This window comes from Paenibacillus daejeonensis DSM 15491 (assembly GCF_000378385.1).
Classification (GTDB): Bacteria; Bacillota; Bacilli; order Paenibacillales; family Paenibacillaceae; genus Paenibacillus_D; species Paenibacillus_D daejeonensis.
The window spans coordinates 21,796-41,167 of sequence record NZ_KB899662.1 but is presented as its reverse complement, the minus strand read 5'-3'; the positions used below and the strand labels follow the sequence as shown (position 1 = coordinate 41,167).

The window sequence follows — 19,372 nt, the reverse complement described above, 5'->3', positions numbered from 1 at the left end:
TGGCGATGGCGCTGAGGAAGCACAAGAAGAAAGTCAGACGGCCCAAAGCCGCCAAGCGAGGGGGCGCCTCCCGCAGGCGGCAGCCCTCGCGCAAGGTGGCGCGGAAGAATGGTGTGAAGCCAGGCTTGAGCCCGTACCAGCAAGGGCACATCGCAGGCTTCGAGCAAGGCCGCCGGGACGGCTATGCCCGCGGGGTGGAGAATGCGAAGACTGCCGTGGCCGAGCAGCCGCCGGAGGCGGTCCTGTCGGAAACGCCCGCCACGCCAGCTCCTGCCATCGGACAACTGGATGTCCTGGTCATTACGGCAGGCCATATCGCATCGCTCGACATTGGCATTGTCCAGCCGTTCCGCGAGCTGCAGAAGCGGGGGGATTTCTCGTTTGCGGTGCATACAGAGGAGGAAGTGAGCCGCGAGCTGATCGAGGCAGCCCATACGATCATCTTCCTGCGCAATGTCGAACCGTCATCCTTCGCCCTGCTTGAGCTTGCCCATGCGCTGGGCAAAACGACCGTCTATGTCATTGACGACAACTTCCTTGAGATTCCGGCGAACACGCCTGTAGGCGATTATTATCAGGTGCCTGAGCGGAAGGAGACGTTCCGCCAGTTTTTGACACACGCGCATATCATCAAGGTCGACTCGCCGGAGCTGGGCTCCTATATCGAAGCAAAGTTCAAGCGCAAAGTCGTTTACTTCCCTGCCAGCGTCGATTTCGCCTGGCTGGATGGCGTGGAGCGGACATCGAGAACCAGCGGTCAGGTAGTTATCGGCTACGAGGGCGGCAGCAAGGAAGAAGACTTCGTCGTTGTCGTGCCAGCATTACGGCGGATCCTCGATTACTACGGCGGTTTTATTACCCTGGAGTTCTATGGGTACGTCCCGGCAGAGCTTGCGGACCATCCGAATGTCAAGCATGTGGAAGGCAACCAGGAATATCGCAGCTTCATTCGCAAGCTGAAGCAGAGTGGTTGGGATATCGGGATTGCCCCGCTGGCGGTGCATCCGTTCAATAACTGCAAGACCAACAATAAGCTGAGAGAATACGGGGCCTGCGGCATCCCGGGTCTCTATACGGATTCGCCCGTGTATCGTCCATGGATCAAGCAGGGCGAGACGGGATACCTGGTCCCTCACACGGAAGACGGATGGTACAAAGGTCTGCGCGAGATGATCGAGGATCCAGCGATGCGCGAGCGCATCCGCGTACAAGCGGAAGCCCAGGCGCGCGGCGAGTTCTCGGTGGAGCATTGTGCAGCCCAGTGGAACCAGCATGTCTTCCGGCATTAGAGACGAGGGAGGGAGCATAAGATGGGTAGAAGAGCAGGGATGCAGGTACTGATCATCGGATCTGAGAGGATTGTCTCGTACAAGATCGGGATCGAACAGCCGTTTCGTCATCTGGAACGGCAGGGGGTATGCAACTTCAAGGTTCTCTCCGATGATGATGTGAGCAAAGGAGACTTGGCGTCTGCCGATGTCATTTTATTTTTCAGAACGGTGCAGCCTGCGGCCTACAAGCTTCTGGAGCTGGCAAACGGGATGGGCAAGAAAACGGTCTATGTGATTGATGATCATTTTATGGCAATGGCCCCGGGCTCAGACATGGGACGCTATTATCATGAGCCGGCAAGACGGGATACCTATGTCAAGTTTTTGAAGCATGCGGCAATCGTCAAAGTAGCTTCAGATTTTTTCGCCCGGCATCTACAGACGCACTTTCAACCACGCCATATTGTCAGCTTCCCAGGAAGTGTCGACTTCGCCTTGCTGGACAGCTTCGATAAATCTGACAAACGGGATGACCGGGTTTTCATCGGATATGAGGGCGGCAAGAAAGAAGCAGCCTTCGGCCCAGTCATTCACGCGTTGCGTGGCATTGCTCGAAAATATGGGGATGGCATCAAAATTGAGTTTTTTGGCTACATCCCGGAAGGGCTGGAGGGCTTGCATCAAGTAACGTTTGCCCATCATGACGGTAATTATCAGAACTTCTTGAAGCGTCTCTACCGCTCCAACTGGGATATTGGGCTGGCCCCGTTGGAGCATACGCTCCTGCATGATTGCAAAACCAACAACAAGTATCGGGAGTATGCCGCCTGCGGGATCGCTGGGATCTATGCCGATACGCCGCCTTATAACAATTGGATTACGCATAAAGGGAATGGCATGCTGGCAGGCTCCGGGAGAGACGATTGGTATGAAGCGCTCTGCGAGCTGATCGAGCAACCGCAGCTCCGTGCCGAGATCCGGGAGGCTGCCTTGACCCAAGCGCGCGAGCGCTTCTCCATTGACGCCTGTGCGGAAAGCTGGCGAACGTTGATTTTGGAAGCCTAGTCTATCAAATTTGCCTGTGTAAGAAAGGAGCAAAACGCGTTGGAGCATAAACATATCCCTGTCCTGCAGCCATCTATCGGCCAGGAAGAGATCGATGCCGTGTCGGAGGTCATGCGTTCGGGCTGGCTGGGACTGGGACCCAAAACCGAGCAGTTTGAACGAGAATTTGCCACGTTTGCCGGTACTCGCTTTGCAAGTGCCCTCAATTCTGGAACAGCTGCGCTCCATCTTGCCCTGGACGTATTGAAGATTGGGCCGGGGGATGAAGTCATTGTGCCCTCGATGACCTTTATCTCTACGGTCCATGCCGTGCGTTATGTGGGAGCAACTCCCGTCTTTGCCGATATTGAGACGGATTCGTTGAACATCTCCGCAGACGAGATTGACCGGCGGGTTACGCCCCGGACCAAGGCGGTCATCGTCGTTCATATGGGTGGCCACCCCTGCGATATGGACGCGATTCATGCGGTTGCCCAGAATCATGGCATCCAGGTGATTGAAGATGCGGCTCATGCTTGCGGGGCGTCTTACAAAGGCCAACGCATCGGCTCGATCAGTGAGCTCACCTGCTTCAGCTTCCATGCGGTCAAGAACCTGACGAGCGGCGAAGGTGGCGCCATTACCTGTAAAGCGGAGTGGATGGACCGCAAAATCCGGGCGAAGCGTTGGGTGGGCATCTCCCGCGATACGTGGATGCGTTCATCGACGGAAAAAGTGTACGCATGGCAATATTATGTGGATGATGTCGGCTATAAATATCATATGAATGATCTTCAAGCGGCCATTGGGCTAGTTCAGCTGGGCAAGCTGGACCAGTTGAACGGACGACGGCGGGCGGTGGCGGAGCGGTATCAGGCGGAGCTGAGTGATCTGGCCTGGCTCACGTTGCCCCAGGAGAAGGACTATGCCTCCAGTTCATGGCACCTCTTCCAGGTGAGATTACCTGACGAATCGAATCGTGACCGTCTGATTGGCCATCTCCAAGAGCATAATATTGCAACCGGAGTGCACTACTATCCTTGCCATCTGCACCCTTGCTATATTGACAGTCAGGCCATTGTACCGCGGACAACGGCTATCTGGAAGCATATCCTGACGCTGCCGATTCACCCTAATCTGAGCGATGCGGATCTGGATCGCATCATTAGCCGGGTGAGGGAGTACCAGCCATGAGTCGGCTGATGGTCCTGGGGGCAGGGATTTCCCAGCTGCCCCTCATTCAGACAGCCAAGGATCTGGGACTGGAGGTCATCGTCATCAGCCGTCCCGGCAAATATCCGGGCTTTCGCTTCGCCGACCGCGTGTATGATGTCGATACGACGGATCTGGAAGGCGTGCTGGCCATTGCCCGCAAGGAAGCAATTGATGGCATATGTACGACGGGAACGGATGTAGCCGTCAGAGCGGTGGGCGTCGTGTCCGATGCGATGGGGCTTCGGGGGATCAGTGAAGCTGCCGCGCGTCTCTCTTCGAACAAATGGGAGATGAAACAGGCATTTTCCAAGCACGGGGTACGTACGGCATCGTATGTGCGAGTAAGCAGCAAAGAGGAAGCCCGAGCGGCCTTTCTCTCACTGAATCAGCCAGTCGTATTCAAAGCAACAGACAGCGGCGGGAGCAAAGGGATTGTGAAGGTAGACCGGCTGGAGCAGACCGACTACGCATTTGAGCAAGTGATGCAGGCCACAAGACAATCATTTTTCATTGTAGAACAGTTCTTGGAAGGCATTGAATTCGGTGCACAAGCCTTTGTCTATGAGGGCAATATTCAATTTGTGATGCCTCATGGCGACTTCATGTTTTACGGTGACGCCGGGGTGCCGATCGGGCATTATGTGCCTTATGTGCTTGGCGATGAGGTGCTGCAGGATATTCATCATCAGCTGGAGGCCAGCATTACTGCGCTCGGTCTGGATAATTGCGCCATCAACGCAGACTTTATGCTGGTAGGCAAGGATGTCTACGTACTGGAAATCGGTGGCCGTGCAGGTGCGACCTGCTTGCCTGAATTAGTATCCACGTATTATGGCTGCAATTATTACGAGCATATTGTCCTGGCAGCATTAGGCAGAGCTCCGCAGTTCAATCGGCTGGGAGGTACGCCATGTGCGTGCGAGCTGCTTATTCATGACAGCAACGGCACCCTTGCCAAGCAGGAGAATGAAAATGTCGAGCAAGAGGACATCATCCAGGTGAATTTTGACTATGGGCCGGGTGATCCCGTACGCCAGTTCAAGGTGGGAACTGACCGCATAGGACAGATCGTGGTCAAAGGCAATACCCTGGAAGAGGCATTGAAGCTGCTGCAGTCCGTCAAACGAAATATTGTGGTTGAAACGGCTCCCCTGTCAGGAGAGGACTAACAAAATGGACGAACAAGACGGACTGCGCATAAACGCGGCCCGTCTTGTTTGGTTTATTGTGACTCAGCCACCCATTGCAACAGCAAGCCGGATTGCGTCAGACCCCCGCCAAAGCCGTACAGGAGAACCGAATGTCCCGGTTTCACACGTCCTGCCCGGATGCCGCTGTCCAGGGCAAGCGGGATGGAGGCAGCGGAGGTGTTGCCGTAGCGAACCACGCTCTCCAGGATACGGTCCATGCCTATTCCAGTACGTTCGCTGATCGATTCGAGAATCCGAAGGTTGGCGCTGTGCGGGATGAGCCAATCCAGTTGCTCCGCAGGAGTCCCGCTGGTATGCAGCAAGTCTGTAATGCCCTCCGACACTTGGGTAACGGCCCATTTGTAGACTTCACGTCCGTTCTGCACAATGCAGCCATGGGTCGCAATAGGTGAGCCGGCAATGTTGTCAGACAAGGCGGAGCGGTACAGATGGTGACCAATGGTGCCGTCTGTTGCAGAACGCGAGGCAATGAAGCTGCCCTCGGCTCCGGCCTCAACGAGTACGGCTCCCGCTCCGTCTCCAAAAAGGATGCAGGTGGAACGGTCGGTATAGTCCGTAATCTTGGACAAGGTCTCGGCGCCAATGACCAGGATCTTGCGGCAGCTGCCGCTCAGCAATAATCCATTAGCCAGCTGAAGCCCGGACACAAAGCCTGCACAGGCGGCCTGAATATCTAATGCACCAGCTGCTCGAATACCAAATTCGCCTTGAACGCGTGCTGCCATACTGGGAAACACAGTATCCGGTGTAGAAGTGGCCACAATAACATGGTCCACATCTTCAAGGCCGACCTGATATCGTTCCCGCAGGTTGCGAACGGCATGAAAGCATAGATCACTGGTGTATTGATGGGGTTCGCTGATATGCCGCTCCCGGATCCCTGTACGCTGGACGATCCATTCATCATTGGTATCGACCATGCCTTCAAGTTCAAGATTCGTCAGGATCTTCTCCGGTACATATGTCCCTATAGCAGTAATTCGTGCATTGGAGTGCAAGCGGTGAGATGACATTGGGATCACCTTCCTTATTCGGTTATGATCTGATATTAATACCTGGTACTAATACCTAGTATTATAATCCTGCCATTGATTAAAAGTCAATGCTTCTAATCTCCCCGAGCCGCGGATAGGATATGCGGATTCCCGGCATCCTAACCCTAACGGTTCGTTCTGTATTGCCTCTTCGGTAACAGAGCTCCCGTCCTATTTTAATTGCATATTACAGTTCAAGGAGGTCAGCGTATGCAGCGTGCAGCAAAGCTCGGAGCAGCGGCCTTAGTCATCGCAGCCATGTTAACCGGATGTATCGATGAGCGTCAGGGGGATATTGGCAACCGCAACATTCGTCAGCAGCAGCATAAAAAAGACGCTAACGGCAATTGGGTAATCGACAAGCGATTCGCAGTTGACCAGATGAACGAAATGAACCGTGCAGGCAGCAACCGATTGAACAGCAATAATCTTGTCGGCGCCCATAAAAATTACCGCATGGAGATGAACAGTGATGTGTCGGAGGCCGTGGCGGCGCTTCCGGACATCCGTGCCGCCTATGTGCTGCTTGCGGATCAGAACATTTACGTAGCCATCACGTTGGAGGATCCGGCGATTCAAGAGCCATCATACGACATCAAACGTAAGGTGGCCCGGATCGTTAAAGAGCTGCATCCCAATCGGAAATTGGTCTATGTATCCTCCGACCCGGTATTCGTGGAGCGTATGACCATGTATATGAATGAGGCGCAGCTCAAGCGCCCTGTCCAGCCGTACATCGCCGAATTCAATGCTATGGTCGATCGTGTCTTTGCATTGGATGAAGGGATCGAATAGGGACAAGCCAGTATCAGGATGTAATCAAAAACATGACAAAAAACGGCTCCTGCTCAGGAGCCGTTTTTGTGATGCTTTCATACTATAACCACAGGTCTTACCTTATAGGCTTAGCACAGTACTACTGCCCAATTTTGTTGGGGAGCGCACCATAAACAGGGCGCATTCATACTATAATTTGACTGTATCCCTTAACCTTGTTATACCATAAAAACCCGGGCAAGGAGGGGTGACAAACACGTGAAGGGTAGCGACCATAAGAGCAAGTTTTTATTGACCCATCGGGAGCGCGAAGTGTTCGAGCTGTTGGTGCAGGATAAGACAACGAGAGATATAGCCCAGCAACTGTTCATCAGCGAGAAGACCGTACGGAATCATATCTCCAATGTTATGCAGAAGTTAAATGTCAAAGGTCGTTCGCAAGCTGTGGTCGAGCTGATTAAGCTTGGGGAATTAAAAATTTGATCTATACTCGCATCCCTTGGTAAACCTCCTCGTCTTCCTTGTTACAAAGGAAGGCGAGGAGGTTTTTTAACTGACTCCCCAATTACAATCCTGCTTCGCCAAACACACGGTCGAAGCCTTGGCGGGAACGCTCGGCCAGCGCTTCAACAGAATCTGTTGGTGGGGCGGGTGTCAGGATTTCCTGGGCGACAGGTCCTGTATAGCCAATGGCTTGAAGAGCCTTAAGGAAGCCAACCAGGTCAATAACGCCTTCTCCGGGGTAGACCCGGTCGTTGTCCAAGGCTTCCTCTACAGGCACAGCCTTGGCATCGTTGATGTGGACATGTACGATCTGATCCGCACGCAGCTTGCCAATATCCTCAACCGACATTTCCGTCGTATACCAGTGGTAGGCATCGAAGAGCAGGCCGACATTGGGCTCGCCAATGGCTTCAATCCAAGCAAGTGTATCCTCTGTCGTCCACAGGAACGGATGAGTCCAGCGGGTACGGAGGTGATGAGGGCCAACGAATTCCAGGCCGAGACGAATGCCATAGCCGCCGAGAATCTGAGCGCACAGCCGCAGGCGCTTGGTCGCCTGGACCGTGAATTGTGCAGCCGGTTCATCTACAGAAGGTAGAACATAGGTACAACAGCGGGTCACGCCCAGCGCGGCCGCGGCGGCCGCTTGCGCGGGCAACGCCGTGAGGGATGAACGGAAATTCTCATCCGTCGTCCGCCAATCGACGGACAAGCCAATGGCGCCAATCGACAGCCCCAGTTCCTCCAGACGCTGCTTGGTCCCTTCCAGGCCCCATTGATTAATCAAGCCGGTCGGGTCAATATCTACGCTCTGAAAGCCGTATTTTGCAGCGATTTCCAAAAACTGCTCATCATTCTCAACAGGTCCAAGACCTGCGCGTGTCAGTCCTCTCAGCATCATTCTTCCTCCTCTGGTAGTAAATCTATTCCAATGCCATTATAGCAACGGTTTCATGGTAAAATAAACTCTCGGGAAAAGCATGCCGATCTTTTCGGAGAATGTCTCAATATTTCGACAGGAGAGCAAAAGTTGATGACTCAGTACCCCCGTAATCTTACGAATTATCCGAATCGCGATACGTTGTTGCCGCTGCATATCGGCATTAACCGATTGACCGCAGGATTCCCTTCGCACCGGCATGACTTTCTGGAGTTTTCCTTTGTCATCGGAGGCAGGGGAGCAGAATGGATCAACGGTGTCTGTCACCCGATGAAGCCAGGGACCTTCACGCTCATCCTTCCCTACCAAATTCATGAGATTCATACCGAGCCCGGACAGACGCTTGAGCTGGTCAACTGCATGTTCGGGATGGATCTGCTGATGGGGACAGGCAGGAAGGACGAGCTCAGCCGTCTGCTCGCTGACGATTCCGGGCTGGCTCCCTATATTCAGCTGGATGGCGAAATGCGTGAACGGCTACAGACGATCCTTGCTCGCATGATGGAAGAATACAATGGCGATGACTACTGGCGGGCGTCCATGCTGCAAGCCAAGCTGATCGAAGTGCTGGTCGCCTTCGATCGGGGCAGGCGTCAGGCGAATCATATGCTTATAGAGAGGAGCAGCACGGTCAAAGCCAGTCCGACTTGGCGAATCATTCATTACATCCAGCGGAATCATCAAGATCCTCTCACCTTGTCTGAGCTATCCGAACGCTTCGCCATGAGCATGTCGAGAATCAGCGAGCGGATCAAAGAAGTAACGGGACAGACATTCATGCAGCTCCTCAGCGATTTGAGGATCAGGCATGCCTGTAGTCTGCTGGCCTCGACGGACATGAATGTTTCCGAAATTTGCTACGAAGTCGGGTTTGGCTCGTATAAAACGTTTGCCCGATTATTCAGGGCTCGTGAACGGATGTCTCCGACTACATATCGCAAGCAGGTTCAGAGTGATTTGTCAAGATAAAAATTATGGGACAAAGGGTCGAAAAATGCGAGCGATAGGCTTATTATAGAAATAGCCATACGGTTTCAAACAGATAGGGACGGTCGATGATTGTGATAAGTTTTTTGTTATTTATGTTTTTCTCTACCATTGAGGGGCTCTCAATCTATGCAGTCGCGTTATATGTATTTCGCTTTGATTTTCGAAAGTATTTCTGGCATTCGCTCCTCATCATCGAGATTATTAATCTGCAGAACTACTTGACGAGGGAAGAACTCATATCGACTGCTAACATGGGCGCTATCGCACCGATCGTCAACCTATTGATTACGGCGCTGTTCTTTACTACAATTGTCCGAATCCCCATTTTATGGTCGTTTTTGATGACAATTGTCGGATTTGCCTCCGTGCTTGTGCTACAGACGCTCGTGCTGAATGTCCTCATTTCATTTGAAGATATTCAAGCCGCGCCAATGAAAGGGTACATTATGCAGTTCCTGCCCGTGACGCTTATCCTGATTACCGCTTATTTGTACCGGAGAGGGTACGGTTTTACGTTTGACTTTGAGAAGTTACGCTTCAAGAGAGAACATGTCCTGATTATCGCGTTGATTGTCTTGTTCATCTTGTTTCTCTTTATCGTGATGCAGTTGCTCAATGTGTTTGTCGGTTTAATCGGATTTGTCATTTCGCTTCTTATTTTTCTTATCTATTCCTTTAGGAAAGAAGCTGGTGAGCATTGATCGAAGCGATCTCTCTCCGTGTGGCCTCGGGTATCAAATCCCGGGTGCCGGAGCATCCTGCGAGCGTAGCCGTACTTCAGTACGCGGTTAAACTTTTCATTAATACCTTTTCCATTATTGCTTTTACATTGCTGGTCGGTGTATTCACCGGCCGGTTGATGGAGACCGCGGTAGCGATGGGTGCATTTGCGATTCTTCGGCAAGTGTCCGGGGGCTATCATCTGAAATCCAGTGTCCTTTGTATTGTCCTCTCTACGCTAGCCTTTACTCTACTAAGCTATGCGGATTTTAATACCGTTACAACGCAAGTTATGAATGGCGCAGCTTTTCTATTGGCGCTGATTTACGCTCCTTCCCGAATTGAAAAACAAACCCGCATTCCAGTCAGATATTTCAAGTATCTCAAGCTTATTGCGCTAGGGATCATTACGGTCAGCTTCTTCATCGGCTATTCCGTTCTTGCAGCAGCCTTACTGGTTCAGGCGATGACTCTCGTTCGGGGAAGGGGGTGAAAACATGAAAAAGCGCTTCTTTACACTACTGGCAACCGTTTTGTCTTCTGCAGCGGTATTGGTCGTCAGCACGGCCAGTTGGACGTTCTGGAACCAACCGGAGACGCCTGAAGAGCTGCTCAAATAATCCAGACAGGGGATGGTCATAATGCATGATTGTAAGCATTTGTCCGTCGCGCTCGATGTTGATGGAGGATTGGGGCTTAAGCTGGTTCAAATCGAAGACATTATCTTTTTCGAGTGTGATGGCATTATTAATCGAATCGTTGTGCATACGCGCGACGCCAGCTACTACACGATGGGTACGTTGCGGTTCTATGTTGAGCTGCTGAACAACAGTGGTTTTAACTTCAAACTCGTCGACCGGAATAACGCCGTTAATATTCATAATATTGCTTACTTGGACAAAGGGACGAAGAAAGCCTACTTTGAGTGGCCGCTCGGACCTAACGCCAAATGCTGTACTTTCTCAGCCAAGCATTTTGATTCGGTCGTGCGCGGCTTGCCCGCAGGCAAGGCCATATTAGGCTACTAATCCGGAGAACCGCACATGCTGTGCGGTTTTTTTTACATTTCAGAGCAGGGAGTGGAGCTATCCATGACAATCTCGATTCAAAACGTTTATTGTGTCGGACGCAATTATGGCAAGCATGCAGCGGAGCTGGGAAACAGCGTGCCGGAAAGCCCAATGATTTTTATGAAGCCTACGCACGCGATAACCTTTCTTGACGAAGGAAGGCTGGAAGTGCCGGGAACGGAGGGGGATGTGCATTATGAAACGGAACTCGTCGTTCGTATAGGCCAATCGTACGAGGAGGGTTTGCAGGCGGAAGCCATGATCAGTCATTATTCCCTTGGTCTGGATTTGACACTTCGTGATGTACAGACCGTGCTGAAGGAAAAACAGCATCCTTGGCTGAGGGCCAAAGGATTCCGTCATTCCGCGCCGATCACAGCCTTTGCTCCTTTTAGTAGTCTAGATGCATTGCTACATACCCCATTCTCGCTTCGCATTAATCAAGAAGAACGGCAGCGCGGCTCCTTAAGTGAGGCGATTTTTGGGCTGCAGGTTCTGATTGATCATATCGGCCAGCATTACGGTCTGGGAGAAGGCGACTTGATCTTCACTGGAACGCCGGCAGGTGTGGGGAAACTCGCGGATGGCGACAGGCTGGAGCTCTACTGGAATGATCGGCGGGAAGGCGGGAGTCAAGTCCATCTAACCTATTGAAGACGGTCAAGAAATAAAAGTCGAAAGATGACGAAAGAAGGCGTGAAATCAAAGGGGGAAGATGGTAAACTACAAAGTGGAAAGAAATACCGGGTAAGGAAAAAGGTTTTTAAATGGAGGACAGATGAGTAAGAACTATTGGCTGACGATCCTCACTAGCTTGGCAGTCGTAATCTCAATACCGCTAATCGCGATCATACAGATGATAACGGACCCGCAAGTGCCGCCGCAAGCACAGCAGGGCGTGATGGATCTGCGCAGCTGGAATTTTGAGAAGGGTGGCGCGGTCCCGCTGGAAGGGGAGTGGGAGCTATACCGCAGCGAGCTGCTCACACCAGGGAGCATGCAGGCTTCCCCCATGGAGGCTGTAACGGTCCAAGTTCCAGGCAAGTGGAATCCTTACATTAGCGAGGATGGCCAATCTAGCAACTCCGGGTATGCGACATTCAGACTTCAGATCCTGCTGCCTGAGGGCTCGGACGGAATTTATGGCATTCATATGAAGAATATCCGGTCAGCCAGCCGCATCTTTCTGGGTGATGCCGAGGTAGGGGCCAGTGGCAAGCCGGCAGACCATCCGCAAGCAGGCGTCCAACGCAACATTCCCTTTGTCGGTTATGCGGATATCTCCGGAGATACCATCGAGGTGCTGGTGCAAGCAGCCAACTACAGCTATTCGTCCGGCGGCATCATTTCACCCATCCTCTTTGGCGATCAGCAGACGATTATCCAGAGCCGCGAGTTTGCTTCCGGAATTGACTGGATGTCGATTGTCGGTTTGTTTATTCCCGCGTGTATGTTCATGCTTGTCTCTCGCCTCCGCAAGAGTGAATCGGCTATGCTCTATCTCGGGTTGTTTTGCTTGGGGGCCATGCTGTATGTTTTGACGCATGGAGAGAAGCTGCTTGGTATTCTCATACCTGGCATGGATTATGTCATTTTTATGAAAATCCAGTTTTTTTGCTCCGTGCTCGTCTATTATTTTCTGCTTCGCTACGTCGCGATTTCACTGCCAGGGACGGTAATTCCTGTCATCTCCAGAGCAGCATTCTGGGTGACTGTAGTGATGGCAACGGCTTCCATTGTTCTTCCGCCGGTTATTTTCAGTCAAGTGGAAGATTTCATGCTGGCGGTGTCCTTTATGAGTGTGGGCTACGTCTTGTATGCCATGATTAAAGGCTTGCAGCAGCAATCCGAAAATTTGTTCTTCATGATGGTGAGTATTTATAGCATCTTGGCGATCATCATGATTAATATTCTTTTTCTGCTTGGCTTGAACATGCCCTACTACTTGATGCTGTTTGAAATTATTGTTTTTGTTTTTGCCCAGGGTGTATTGATGGCGCTCCGTTATGCGGCTTCCTTCCGCGAAGTGGAACAGCTATCGGTGCGGCTGCTGACATTGGATGGGTTAAAAGACGAATTTTTGGCTAATACATCCCATGAGCTGCGCACGCCATTGCATGGAATCGTCAATATGGCCCAAACGATGCTGGAAGGCTCGGCTGGACCGCTCAGCCGCAAGCAGGCAGAGCATCTGTCGATGGTTGTTTCAACAGGCAAGAGGCTCTCTGCGCTAATTAACGATATCCTTGATTTCGCCAAGCTCAAAAATGGTGATATTGTCATTCAACGAAAACCTGTCGATCTGCGTATGATTGCAAGCTCCGTCGTAGAAGTTATTCGCCATGTCGACGCCAAGACCGGCGTGGAGCTGCGGGTACGCTGGCCGGAATATTTGCCACTGCTGGATACGGATGAGGACCGGCTGCATCAAATTCTCTTTAATCTGCTGGGGAACGCGCTCAAATTCACAGAACAAGGCAGTGTTACGCTATCCGCTGATATTCAGGGCAGCCTGTTAATCATCTCAGTCGCCGATACGGGGGTCGGTATTCGACCTGAGCGGTTAGGTTCTATCTTCGATGCTTATGATCAGAATGGCTCGGCGGTTCACCGCAGTTATAAGGGGACGGGGCTCGGGCTTAGTATTACGCGCAAGTTGATCGAGCTTAATGGCGGACGCATCTGGGCAGAATCGACGCCGGGCGTCGGTTCGGTGTTTCGCTTCACGCTGCCGGTTGCGAAGGATCAGTCCCTGGCTGGACAGGCTACTTATTCGGCTCAGGCCATGACGGCCGCTGCATTGGCGGAGCATCAGGAGGAAGTCGCGATACCGCGGGATGGTGAACGCTGCCAAATCCTTGTGGTGGACGATGATCCCGTGAATCTGCAGGTGTTGATTAATGCACTGTCGCTGGAGCGGCATGTGGTTATCCCCGTGCAGAGTGGTCGGGAGGCGCTGCTGGAGATTAACCGCAATCCGGGAATCGATCTGGTGATCACGGACTGGATGATGCCGGAGATGTCGGGCCTGGAATTGTGCCGTCAGATTAGAGAGCATCGCCTGCTGTCTGATTTGCCAATCTTGATGCTGACGGCTCGCAGTCGTTCGGAGGATAGTCAAGCGGCCTTCGCCTCCGGAGCCAATGATTATCTAAGCAAGCCGGTCGACCTCGGCGAGCTAAGAGCCCGCGTGCGGACCTTGCTGGAGCTCCGCTCATCCGTCAAACAATCGATCCAGACCGAGATTGCGTATTTGCAAGCGCAGATCAAGCCTCATTTCCTGTACAATGCAATGAATACGATCATCTCCATTTGTTATGATGATCCGGACAAAGCCATTCAGCTCTTATTTGAACTGAGTCAATATTTGCGCAGCAGCTTCGATTTCCAGAACCGGGAGCAGACCAAGCCGCTCTCGAAGGAGCTGGAGCTGGTCAAATCGTATCTTGCACTGGAAAAAGCCCGCTTCGACGATCTGCTGGTCATCGAGTATGATATCGACGAATCCGTGCGCGTGCTGATTCCGCCGCTCAGTATCCAGCCTATTGTGGAAAATGCTGTCCGGCACGGGGTCATGCAGCAAGAGTCCGGCGGAACGGTTCGTCTGTCCATCCGGCAGGTCGGACAAGAAGTTGAATTTGTAGTCGAAGACGATGGCGTAGGCATGTCTGCAGAGCGAGCCGAGGCTGTGCTCTCAGGCAACAGAGGCCCGGGCGGCGTGGGATTGCGGAATATCAATAAGCGTCTGCAGTCCATTTACGGAACAGGGCTGGAAGTGGAGAGCAGAGAACAGCAAGGGACGACCATCCGGTTCCGAATTCCTGGAGGACCGCGTACGATGATATCCGAGGACAGGAGTGAGTAGAGCGATGAACGCGATTCTGATTGATGATGAGAAGCCGGCCCTGCAGCAGCTGGAGCGACTGCTCAAGAAGGATGGTCGGATACAAATCGCGGGCAAGTATACCTCTGCTCGCAAAGGGTTGGAGCACCTCAAGGAAGAAAAAACAGACCTCGTATTTTTGGACATTGGGATGCCGGAGATGAATGGCCTGGAGGCAGCGGAGCACATCCAGGCCATTCATCCTGGCATTCGGATTATCTATATTACGGCATATGCCAACTACGCTGTCGAGGCGTTTGAACTACACGCTTTGGATTATTTGCTCAAGCCCATCAATCCCGAGCGATTTCAAAAAACGTTGGAGCGCATCGAGCAATCGATGCAGGCCGCAACCGAGCCGCGACCGGAACCGGTGAAGCCCGCTGCTCCTGCTGCCGCTTCCATCAGCTGTTTCAAGCGGCTGGAGCTGTATCCTGCCGGCGACGCCAAAAAACGGCTGAAATGGCGCACCTACAAAGCCCAAGAGATGTTCGCCTATCTGCTGCATCATAACGAAAGATGGGTGCTGAAGGACCAGATTGTAGATAGCGTCTGGCAGGAATATGAGCAAGACAAGGCCGTTACTTATCTGCATACAACCGTCTATCATATTCGCAAGCTGCTGAAGGAGTGGGGCGTACAAGCCAAGGTGGAGTTCTCGCAAGAGCGTTACCGTCTCCTGAAGTCGAACCTGCAGACGGATGTCGAGCAATTTGAAGCGATCATCGACTCGTCCCAGATTAGGGATGAAGCGCATGCCAAGCGCAACGAGCAGGCGGTCTCTCTGTATCGGGGCGAATACTTGGAGGAGCATGATTACAGCTGGGCTTCGGCCAAGCGCAAACAGCTGCACCAGCAGTACATAACAGCCAATCTGCGTCTGTCAGAGTACGATTTTGACAGAGGCCGAAATGATGAAGCACTGAGCCGGTTGTTGCAGTTACAGGACAAAGAGCCATACTCCGAGGAAATCTGCAAGATGGTCATGAAGGGGTATATGAAGGCGAGTAACCAGGGGCAGGCAAGAGTGCATTACCAGAGCTACGAAACCCTGCTTCGGGAAGAACTCGGAATCGAGCCCGAGCAGGAATTCCAGCAATGGGCCCGCACCCTGCTATCAGGTTGAATGATAGACGAAGACAACTACGCGGGGGAGAATCCTTCTTCCTGCAGATAAGCCCGGGCTTCGGCCGTTGTCTCAAATGCCATTTCCAAATTTGGGCCGTCAAAGAGATACCAGAGATTGTCTTCATGCGAGAGGACAAGTTGTTGTCCATCGGCATTGATCCATGGACCAGCAAGCTTAGTTTTTTTGCCAATGGGAGGCGGCTCGCTTTCATTGCGGACAGCGAGGGAATCGATAGCCGCCCGGAGCAGCTCGCGAAGCTCCTGATCACTGTGAGAGCGAATGTTAATAAAGCCTTTCTCATCCGTTTCTAATCCCGGAATGCGTGCAGCATAAATGAAGCCGTTGCCGTTAGGGTGCAGATGATGGACCACCGTTTTTTTCTCATACTTGCTGTCTTCGTAATGGAAGTTTACACGGCCCAGCGACACATCCTTGCGGGTCAGCTCGGGAAATTCGGCCATAATAGCAATTTTTTGTTCAAAGGTCAGCATGTCAGCCCTCCAGTTATCAAGAGTTGGAATGTTGGCGCCGCCGATATTAGATGCGACGGCCGATTCACGTTGATACATCATAGCATAACACAAAAGGTCATGGCCATCCGTTTAGGAGGTCATGACCTTTTGTGTTGCATTTAACTTGTATTAGATTCCGGGGGCCCCCGCAAAGTACCTGAGTACGCTTCGAAGCCAAACCCCACTTTGTGGGGACATAGTTACCACCGGGCTGCCCCGGGCATCGGACAGCGTGATCGCCGAAGCTTGGCTTTCCAAGCCACCAGGCAGCCGCAATGCTGACAGGTGGTTCCGTATTGAAGCGAGGGACAGTCCCGGCACAACGCCAACCGCTCATCATAGAGCTCTGGTTCTGCCAGATCCTCGGCGGGCAGCCGGCCCATCCGTTCCCAGAGTCTGGCCATCTGCTCCTCAGACACCTTCACATCAGCCGAGCAGCCCTTGCAGGGCTCCCGGCCGCTTGCGGTTTCTGGCGCGCGACTCATTTTATTGAAGCTTCAGCACAAGTACGGATGCAGCAGGAACTGTCAAAGACAGCTTGCCGTTCTCCAGCTTGGCATCTGTGAAGGCTTGCGGCTTCACGGCTTCCGGCTGCTCGAAGCTGTTGTGGCCCTGCAAAGCGTTATGAGACAGAACGGAGCCGCTAACCGTTGTACGGTTGTTGTCTTCCAGATCAATCGTAATGGTTGCCGCATCTTCATGGTGCAGATTACAGATGGAAATGTTCAGCGCGTCAGTGCTGTCGATGGATGCAGACAGGCTCAGTTGTGGAATGCGTTCCGCCCCAAACGTATAATCTGGACTTGTGAATTCCAATGCCACATGACGGGCATCCTGATGCACTTGATACATATGGAATACATGATAGGTAGGCGTCAGTACCAATTGGTCGCCCTCGGTCAGGATCATCGCTTGGAGCACGTTGACGATTTGGGCAATATTAGACATGGTGACACGGTCGCAATGATTATTGAACAAGTTCAAGTTAATACCGGCAACAAGCGCATCACGCATTGTATTTTGCTGATACAGGAATCCAGGATTGGTGCCCGGCTCGACATCGTACCAGGTGCCCCACTCATCCACATACAGGCCCACGCGCTTCTCCGGATCGTATTTGTCCATGATAGCGGAATGCTTCTCGATCAAGGTCTCCATTTCGAGCGTGCGTCTCAGGGTTGTAAACCAGGCGGCCACATCAAAATCTGTCGCAGAGCCTTTGCTCTTCCAGTCGCCAGTAGGCAGGGTGTAGTAGTGCAGCGTGAGCGCATCCATGTATTTGCCGGCATTGCGCATCAGCACTTCGGTCCATTCGTAATCGTGCGAGTTAGGACCGCAGGCAATTTTGGTAAGTTTGTTGTCCCCATAATTACGGACATACGTGGCATAGCGACGATACTCATCGGCATAGTATTCCGGACGCATGTTGCCGCCGCAGCCCCAGTTCTCGTTACCCACGCCAAAATACTTGAGCTTCCACGGCTCTTCCTTGCCATTGGCACGACGCTCATTGGCCATTGGAGATTCACCGTCAAATGTCATATACTCGACCCATTGCTGCATCTCATGGACCGTGCCGCTGCCCAGGTTACCGTTAATGTAGGGCTCTGCGCCGATCAGCTCGCACAGGCGGAAGAACTCATGCGTGCCAAAATGATTATTTTCTACAACTCCGCCCCAGTGCGTATTGATCATCCGTGGACGCTGCTCGGCAGGGCCGATGCCGTCCCGCCAATGGTATTCATCTGCAAAGCAGCCGCCAGGCCAGCGCAGGACGGGAACCTTCAGCTCGCGCAGGGCTTCCAGCACGTCATTACGCATGCCTTCGGTATTCGGAATCGGGGAATCATGACCAACCCAGATGCCTTCATAGATACATCTGCCCAGATGCTCGGAGAAATGACCGTAAATGTTTTTGTTGATTGTACCTTTACTTGCTTGCGAACGAACGGATACTTGTACCATGGAATACCATGCTCCTCTCAAATTAGGGGGTGAAGGTTTCTCTAAGAATCAGTGTGGCTGGAAGCATGCGGTGCACGCTTTCCTGCTCTGTCGGAATCGCGTCGCTGCTGAGGAACTGCAACAGTTCAGTTGTCAGCAGCTTCATATCCAGGTCAAACGTGGACAGGGACGGCGTAAACTGGGCAGCCAGCTGGATATTGTCACAGCCCAGCACAGCCAGTTTCTCGGGGATGGCGATCCCCTGCTCCTTGAACCGCTGAATGAGTCCGACCGCCATCCAGTCATTCGCGGCAAACAGCGCCTTCGGCTCATCCTCCTGATACAGCCACGATTCCAGCTCAGAGGCTGAATGATAGCCTCCAGACCAGTTCATCTTGCTCGTTATTGTAATCGGTTGCAGGTTGCGCTCATGGAGCTTGTCGAGGAATCCCTGCTTGCGCTGATTCGCCGATGGGAAGCGGTCAGGCCCGCTTAACAGGGCAATCTTGTGATAATTGGATTCCAAAAACAACGCAGCAGCACGCTGGCCAATCGCATAATCATCGAAACTGAGATGTACCGCGCCTGGCAGATGGCCATCCCCCTGAACCACAATGATGGTTCGGTAAGCCTGAGCCAGTTTTGTCTTAAGGGTATCGGAGATGACACCAATGACAACCAGCGGCACGTGGGGATCCTGCAGAGTAATCTGTGACTCGTGGACCATCTGCAGCGTCATCGCCTGCAGCGCTGCGGTCGTGGTAATCTCGACTAGAAATTCGTTATAAAACGGGTCTGTTCCCTTAATGTCAGGCGAGCAGAACAAATGCAGGGTCCGGACCTGGGAACGCGGAGTAATGTATGTGCCTCTGCCCTGAGTTTGCGACAGCAGCCCTTCCAGAGCCAACTGCTTGACGGCCGCTCGGATGCTGATCCGGCTGACGCCAAATTGTTCAGCTAGCGTTCGCTCAGGAGCGATACGAACAGGTGAGGTCGTCTGCAGCTGCAGGATTTGCTCGCGCAATCTCGTAGCCAGCTGCTCGCGGAGCAGCGGTTTTTTGTCCATTCCATCCCTCCAGCTGATTGCAATACCAATGCAATACCTTTAATGCCAATAGAGTACCAATA

General features: G+C 52.5%; 20 protein-coding genes. 14 read left to right on the top strand and 6 right to left on the bottom strand.

What is annotated here, in order from left to right:
* Nucleotides 1–5 precede the first annotated feature (5 nt).
* The 4 genes from F556_RS0113595 to F556_RS0113580 are packed head-to-tail and all read left to right on the top strand — an operon-like array spanning nucleotide 6 to nucleotide 4,699.
* Nucleotides 6–1,289: a glycosyltransferase gene (locus F556_RS0113595; RefSeq protein ID WP_026297282.1), complete on the top strand. Its 1,284-nt coding sequence runs from the start codon at nucleotides 6–8 to the stop codon at nucleotides 1,287–1,289.
* A 21-nt stretch (nucleotides 1,290–1,310) separates the two neighbouring features.
* A complete protein-coding gene (locus F556_RS0113590) occupies nucleotides 1,311–2,336 on the top strand; it encodes a glycosyltransferase family protein (protein WP_020617514.1) in 1,026 nt (341 codons plus the stop codon).
* 39 nt (nucleotides 2,337–2,375) lie between these two features.
* Nucleotides 2,376–3,509 carry a DegT/DnrJ/EryC1/StrS family aminotransferase gene (locus F556_RS0113585; RefSeq protein WP_020617513.1) on the top strand — a complete coding sequence of 378 codons (1,134 nt, stop codon included), beginning with the start codon at nucleotides 2,376–2,378 and terminating at the stop codon, nucleotides 3,507–3,509.
* Nucleotides 3,506–4,699: an ATP-grasp domain-containing protein gene (locus F556_RS0113580; protein ID WP_020617512.1), complete on the top strand. Its 1,194-nt coding sequence runs from the start codon at nucleotides 3,506–3,508 to the stop codon at nucleotides 4,697–4,699. The genes F556_RS0113585 and F556_RS0113580 overlap by 4 nt, the downstream gene beginning before the upstream one ends.
* Nucleotides 4,700–4,752: 53 nt before the next feature.
* On the opposite strand, the gene F556_RS0113575 is transcribed toward F556_RS0113580, so the two are convergent.
* A complete protein-coding gene (locus F556_RS0113575; RefSeq protein ID WP_020617511.1) occupies nucleotides 4,753–5,754 on the bottom strand; it encodes a ketoacyl-ACP synthase III in 1,002 nt (333 codons plus the stop codon).
* 231 nt (nucleotides 5,755–5,985) lie between these two features.
* Between F556_RS0113575 and F556_RS0113570 the strand changes: the two genes are divergently transcribed.
* Both F556_RS0113570 and F556_RS0113565 read left to right on the top strand, forming a co-directional pair.
* Nucleotides 5,986–6,570, top strand: a complete 585-nt coding sequence (locus F556_RS0113570) for a YhcN/YlaJ family sporulation lipoprotein (RefSeq protein WP_020617510.1) — start codon at nucleotides 5,986–5,988, stop codon at nucleotides 6,568–6,570.
* 240 nt (nucleotides 6,571–6,810) lie between these two features.
* Complete coding sequence (locus F556_RS0113565) at nucleotides 6,811–7,035, top strand: helix-turn-helix domain-containing protein (RefSeq protein ID WP_020617509.1); 225 nt, start codon at nucleotides 6,811–6,813, stop codon at nucleotides 7,033–7,035.
* 82 nt (nucleotides 7,036–7,117) lie between these two features.
* Here the strand turns inward: F556_RS0113565 and F556_RS0113560 are convergent, their stop codons facing one another.
* Nucleotides 7,118–7,954 (bottom strand): sugar phosphate isomerase/epimerase family protein, encoded by an 837-nt coding sequence (locus F556_RS0113560; RefSeq protein WP_020617508.1) that lies wholly within the window; start codon nucleotides 7,952–7,954, stop codon nucleotides 7,118–7,120.
* Between the two features lie 135 nt (nucleotides 7,955–8,089).
* On the opposite strand from F556_RS0113560, the gene F556_RS0113555 reads away from it, so the two are divergent.
* The 8 genes from F556_RS0113555 (at nucleotide 8,090) to F556_RS0113520 (ending at nucleotide 15,785) form a co-directional block, all read left to right on the top strand.
* A complete protein-coding gene (locus tag F556_RS0113555) occupies nucleotides 8,090–8,965 on the top strand; it encodes an AraC family transcriptional regulator (RefSeq protein ID WP_020617507.1) in 876 nt (291 codons plus the stop codon).
* A gap of 86 nt (nucleotides 8,966–9,051) precedes the next feature.
* Entirely contained in the window at nucleotides 9,052–9,687 is a 636-nt protein-coding gene (locus tag F556_RS0113550; RefSeq protein ID WP_020617506.1) for a hypothetical protein, read from the top strand.
* Nucleotides 9,684–10,199 carry an accessory gene regulator ArgB-like protein gene (locus F556_RS0113545; RefSeq protein ID WP_020617505.1) on the top strand — a complete coding sequence of 172 codons (516 nt, stop codon included), beginning with the start codon at nucleotides 9,684–9,686 and terminating at the stop codon, nucleotides 10,197–10,199. The genes F556_RS0113550 and F556_RS0113545 overlap by 4 nt, the downstream gene beginning before the upstream one ends.
* A 4-nt stretch (nucleotides 10,200–10,203) precedes the next feature.
* On the top strand, nucleotides 10,204–10,326 hold the full coding sequence (locus F556_RS37125) for a cyclic lactone autoinducer peptide (RefSeq protein ID WP_020617504.1): 123 nt from the start codon (nucleotides 10,204–10,206) through the stop codon (nucleotides 10,324–10,326).
* A 21-nt stretch (nucleotides 10,327–10,347) separates the two neighbouring features.
* Complete coding sequence (locus F556_RS0113535) at nucleotides 10,348–10,734, top strand: LytTR family DNA-binding domain-containing protein (protein ID WP_020617503.1); 387 nt, start codon at nucleotides 10,348–10,350, stop codon at nucleotides 10,732–10,734.
* Nucleotides 10,735–10,797: 63 nt separating this feature from the next.
* On the top strand, nucleotides 10,798–11,430 hold the full coding sequence (locus F556_RS0113530; protein WP_026297280.1) for a fumarylacetoacetate hydrolase family protein: 633 nt from the start codon (nucleotides 10,798–10,800) through the stop codon (nucleotides 11,428–11,430).
* 124 nt (nucleotides 11,431–11,554) lie between these two features.
* Nucleotides 11,555–14,641: a hybrid sensor histidine kinase/response regulator gene (locus F556_RS0113525; RefSeq protein WP_020617501.1), complete on the top strand. Its 3,087-nt coding sequence runs from the start codon at nucleotides 11,555–11,557 to the stop codon at nucleotides 14,639–14,641.
* A 4-nt stretch (nucleotides 14,642–14,645) separates the two neighbouring features.
* The gene (locus F556_RS0113520; RefSeq protein ID WP_020617500.1) at nucleotides 14,646–15,785 is read left to right on the top strand and encodes a response regulator; all 1,140 of its coding nucleotides are present in this window, start codon (nucleotides 14,646–14,648) and stop codon (nucleotides 15,783–15,785) included.
* Nucleotides 15,786–15,802: 17 nt separating this feature from the next.
* Here F556_RS0113520 and F556_RS0113515 read toward each other — a convergent pair whose 3' ends face one another.
* The 4 genes from F556_RS0113515 to F556_RS0113500 all read right to left on the bottom strand — a co-directional run bounded on the left by F556_RS0113515 (nucleotide 15,803) and on the right by F556_RS0113500 (nucleotide 19,310).
* A complete protein-coding gene (locus tag F556_RS0113515; RefSeq protein ID WP_020617499.1) occupies nucleotides 15,803–16,279 on the bottom strand; it encodes a hypothetical protein in 477 nt (158 codons plus the stop codon).
* Nucleotides 16,280–16,500: 221 nt separating this feature from the next.
* On the bottom strand, nucleotides 16,501–16,785 hold the full coding sequence (locus F556_RS0113510) for a DUF6171 family protein (protein WP_020617498.1): 285 nt from the start codon (nucleotides 16,783–16,785) through the stop codon (nucleotides 16,501–16,503).
* A gap of 1 nt (nucleotide 16,786) precedes the next feature.
* Nucleotides 16,787–18,265, bottom strand: a complete 1,479-nt coding sequence (locus tag F556_RS0113505) for an alpha-N-arabinofuranosidase (RefSeq protein ID WP_020617497.1) — start codon at nucleotides 18,263–18,265, stop codon at nucleotides 16,787–16,789.
* Between the two features lie 22 nt (nucleotides 18,266–18,287).
* Nucleotides 18,288–19,310, bottom strand: coding sequence for a GntR family transcriptional regulator (locus tag F556_RS0113500; protein ID WP_020617496.1), 1,023 nt, complete (start codon nucleotides 19,308–19,310; stop codon nucleotides 18,288–18,290).
* Between the last annotated feature and the right edge of the window lie 62 nt (nucleotides 19,311–19,372).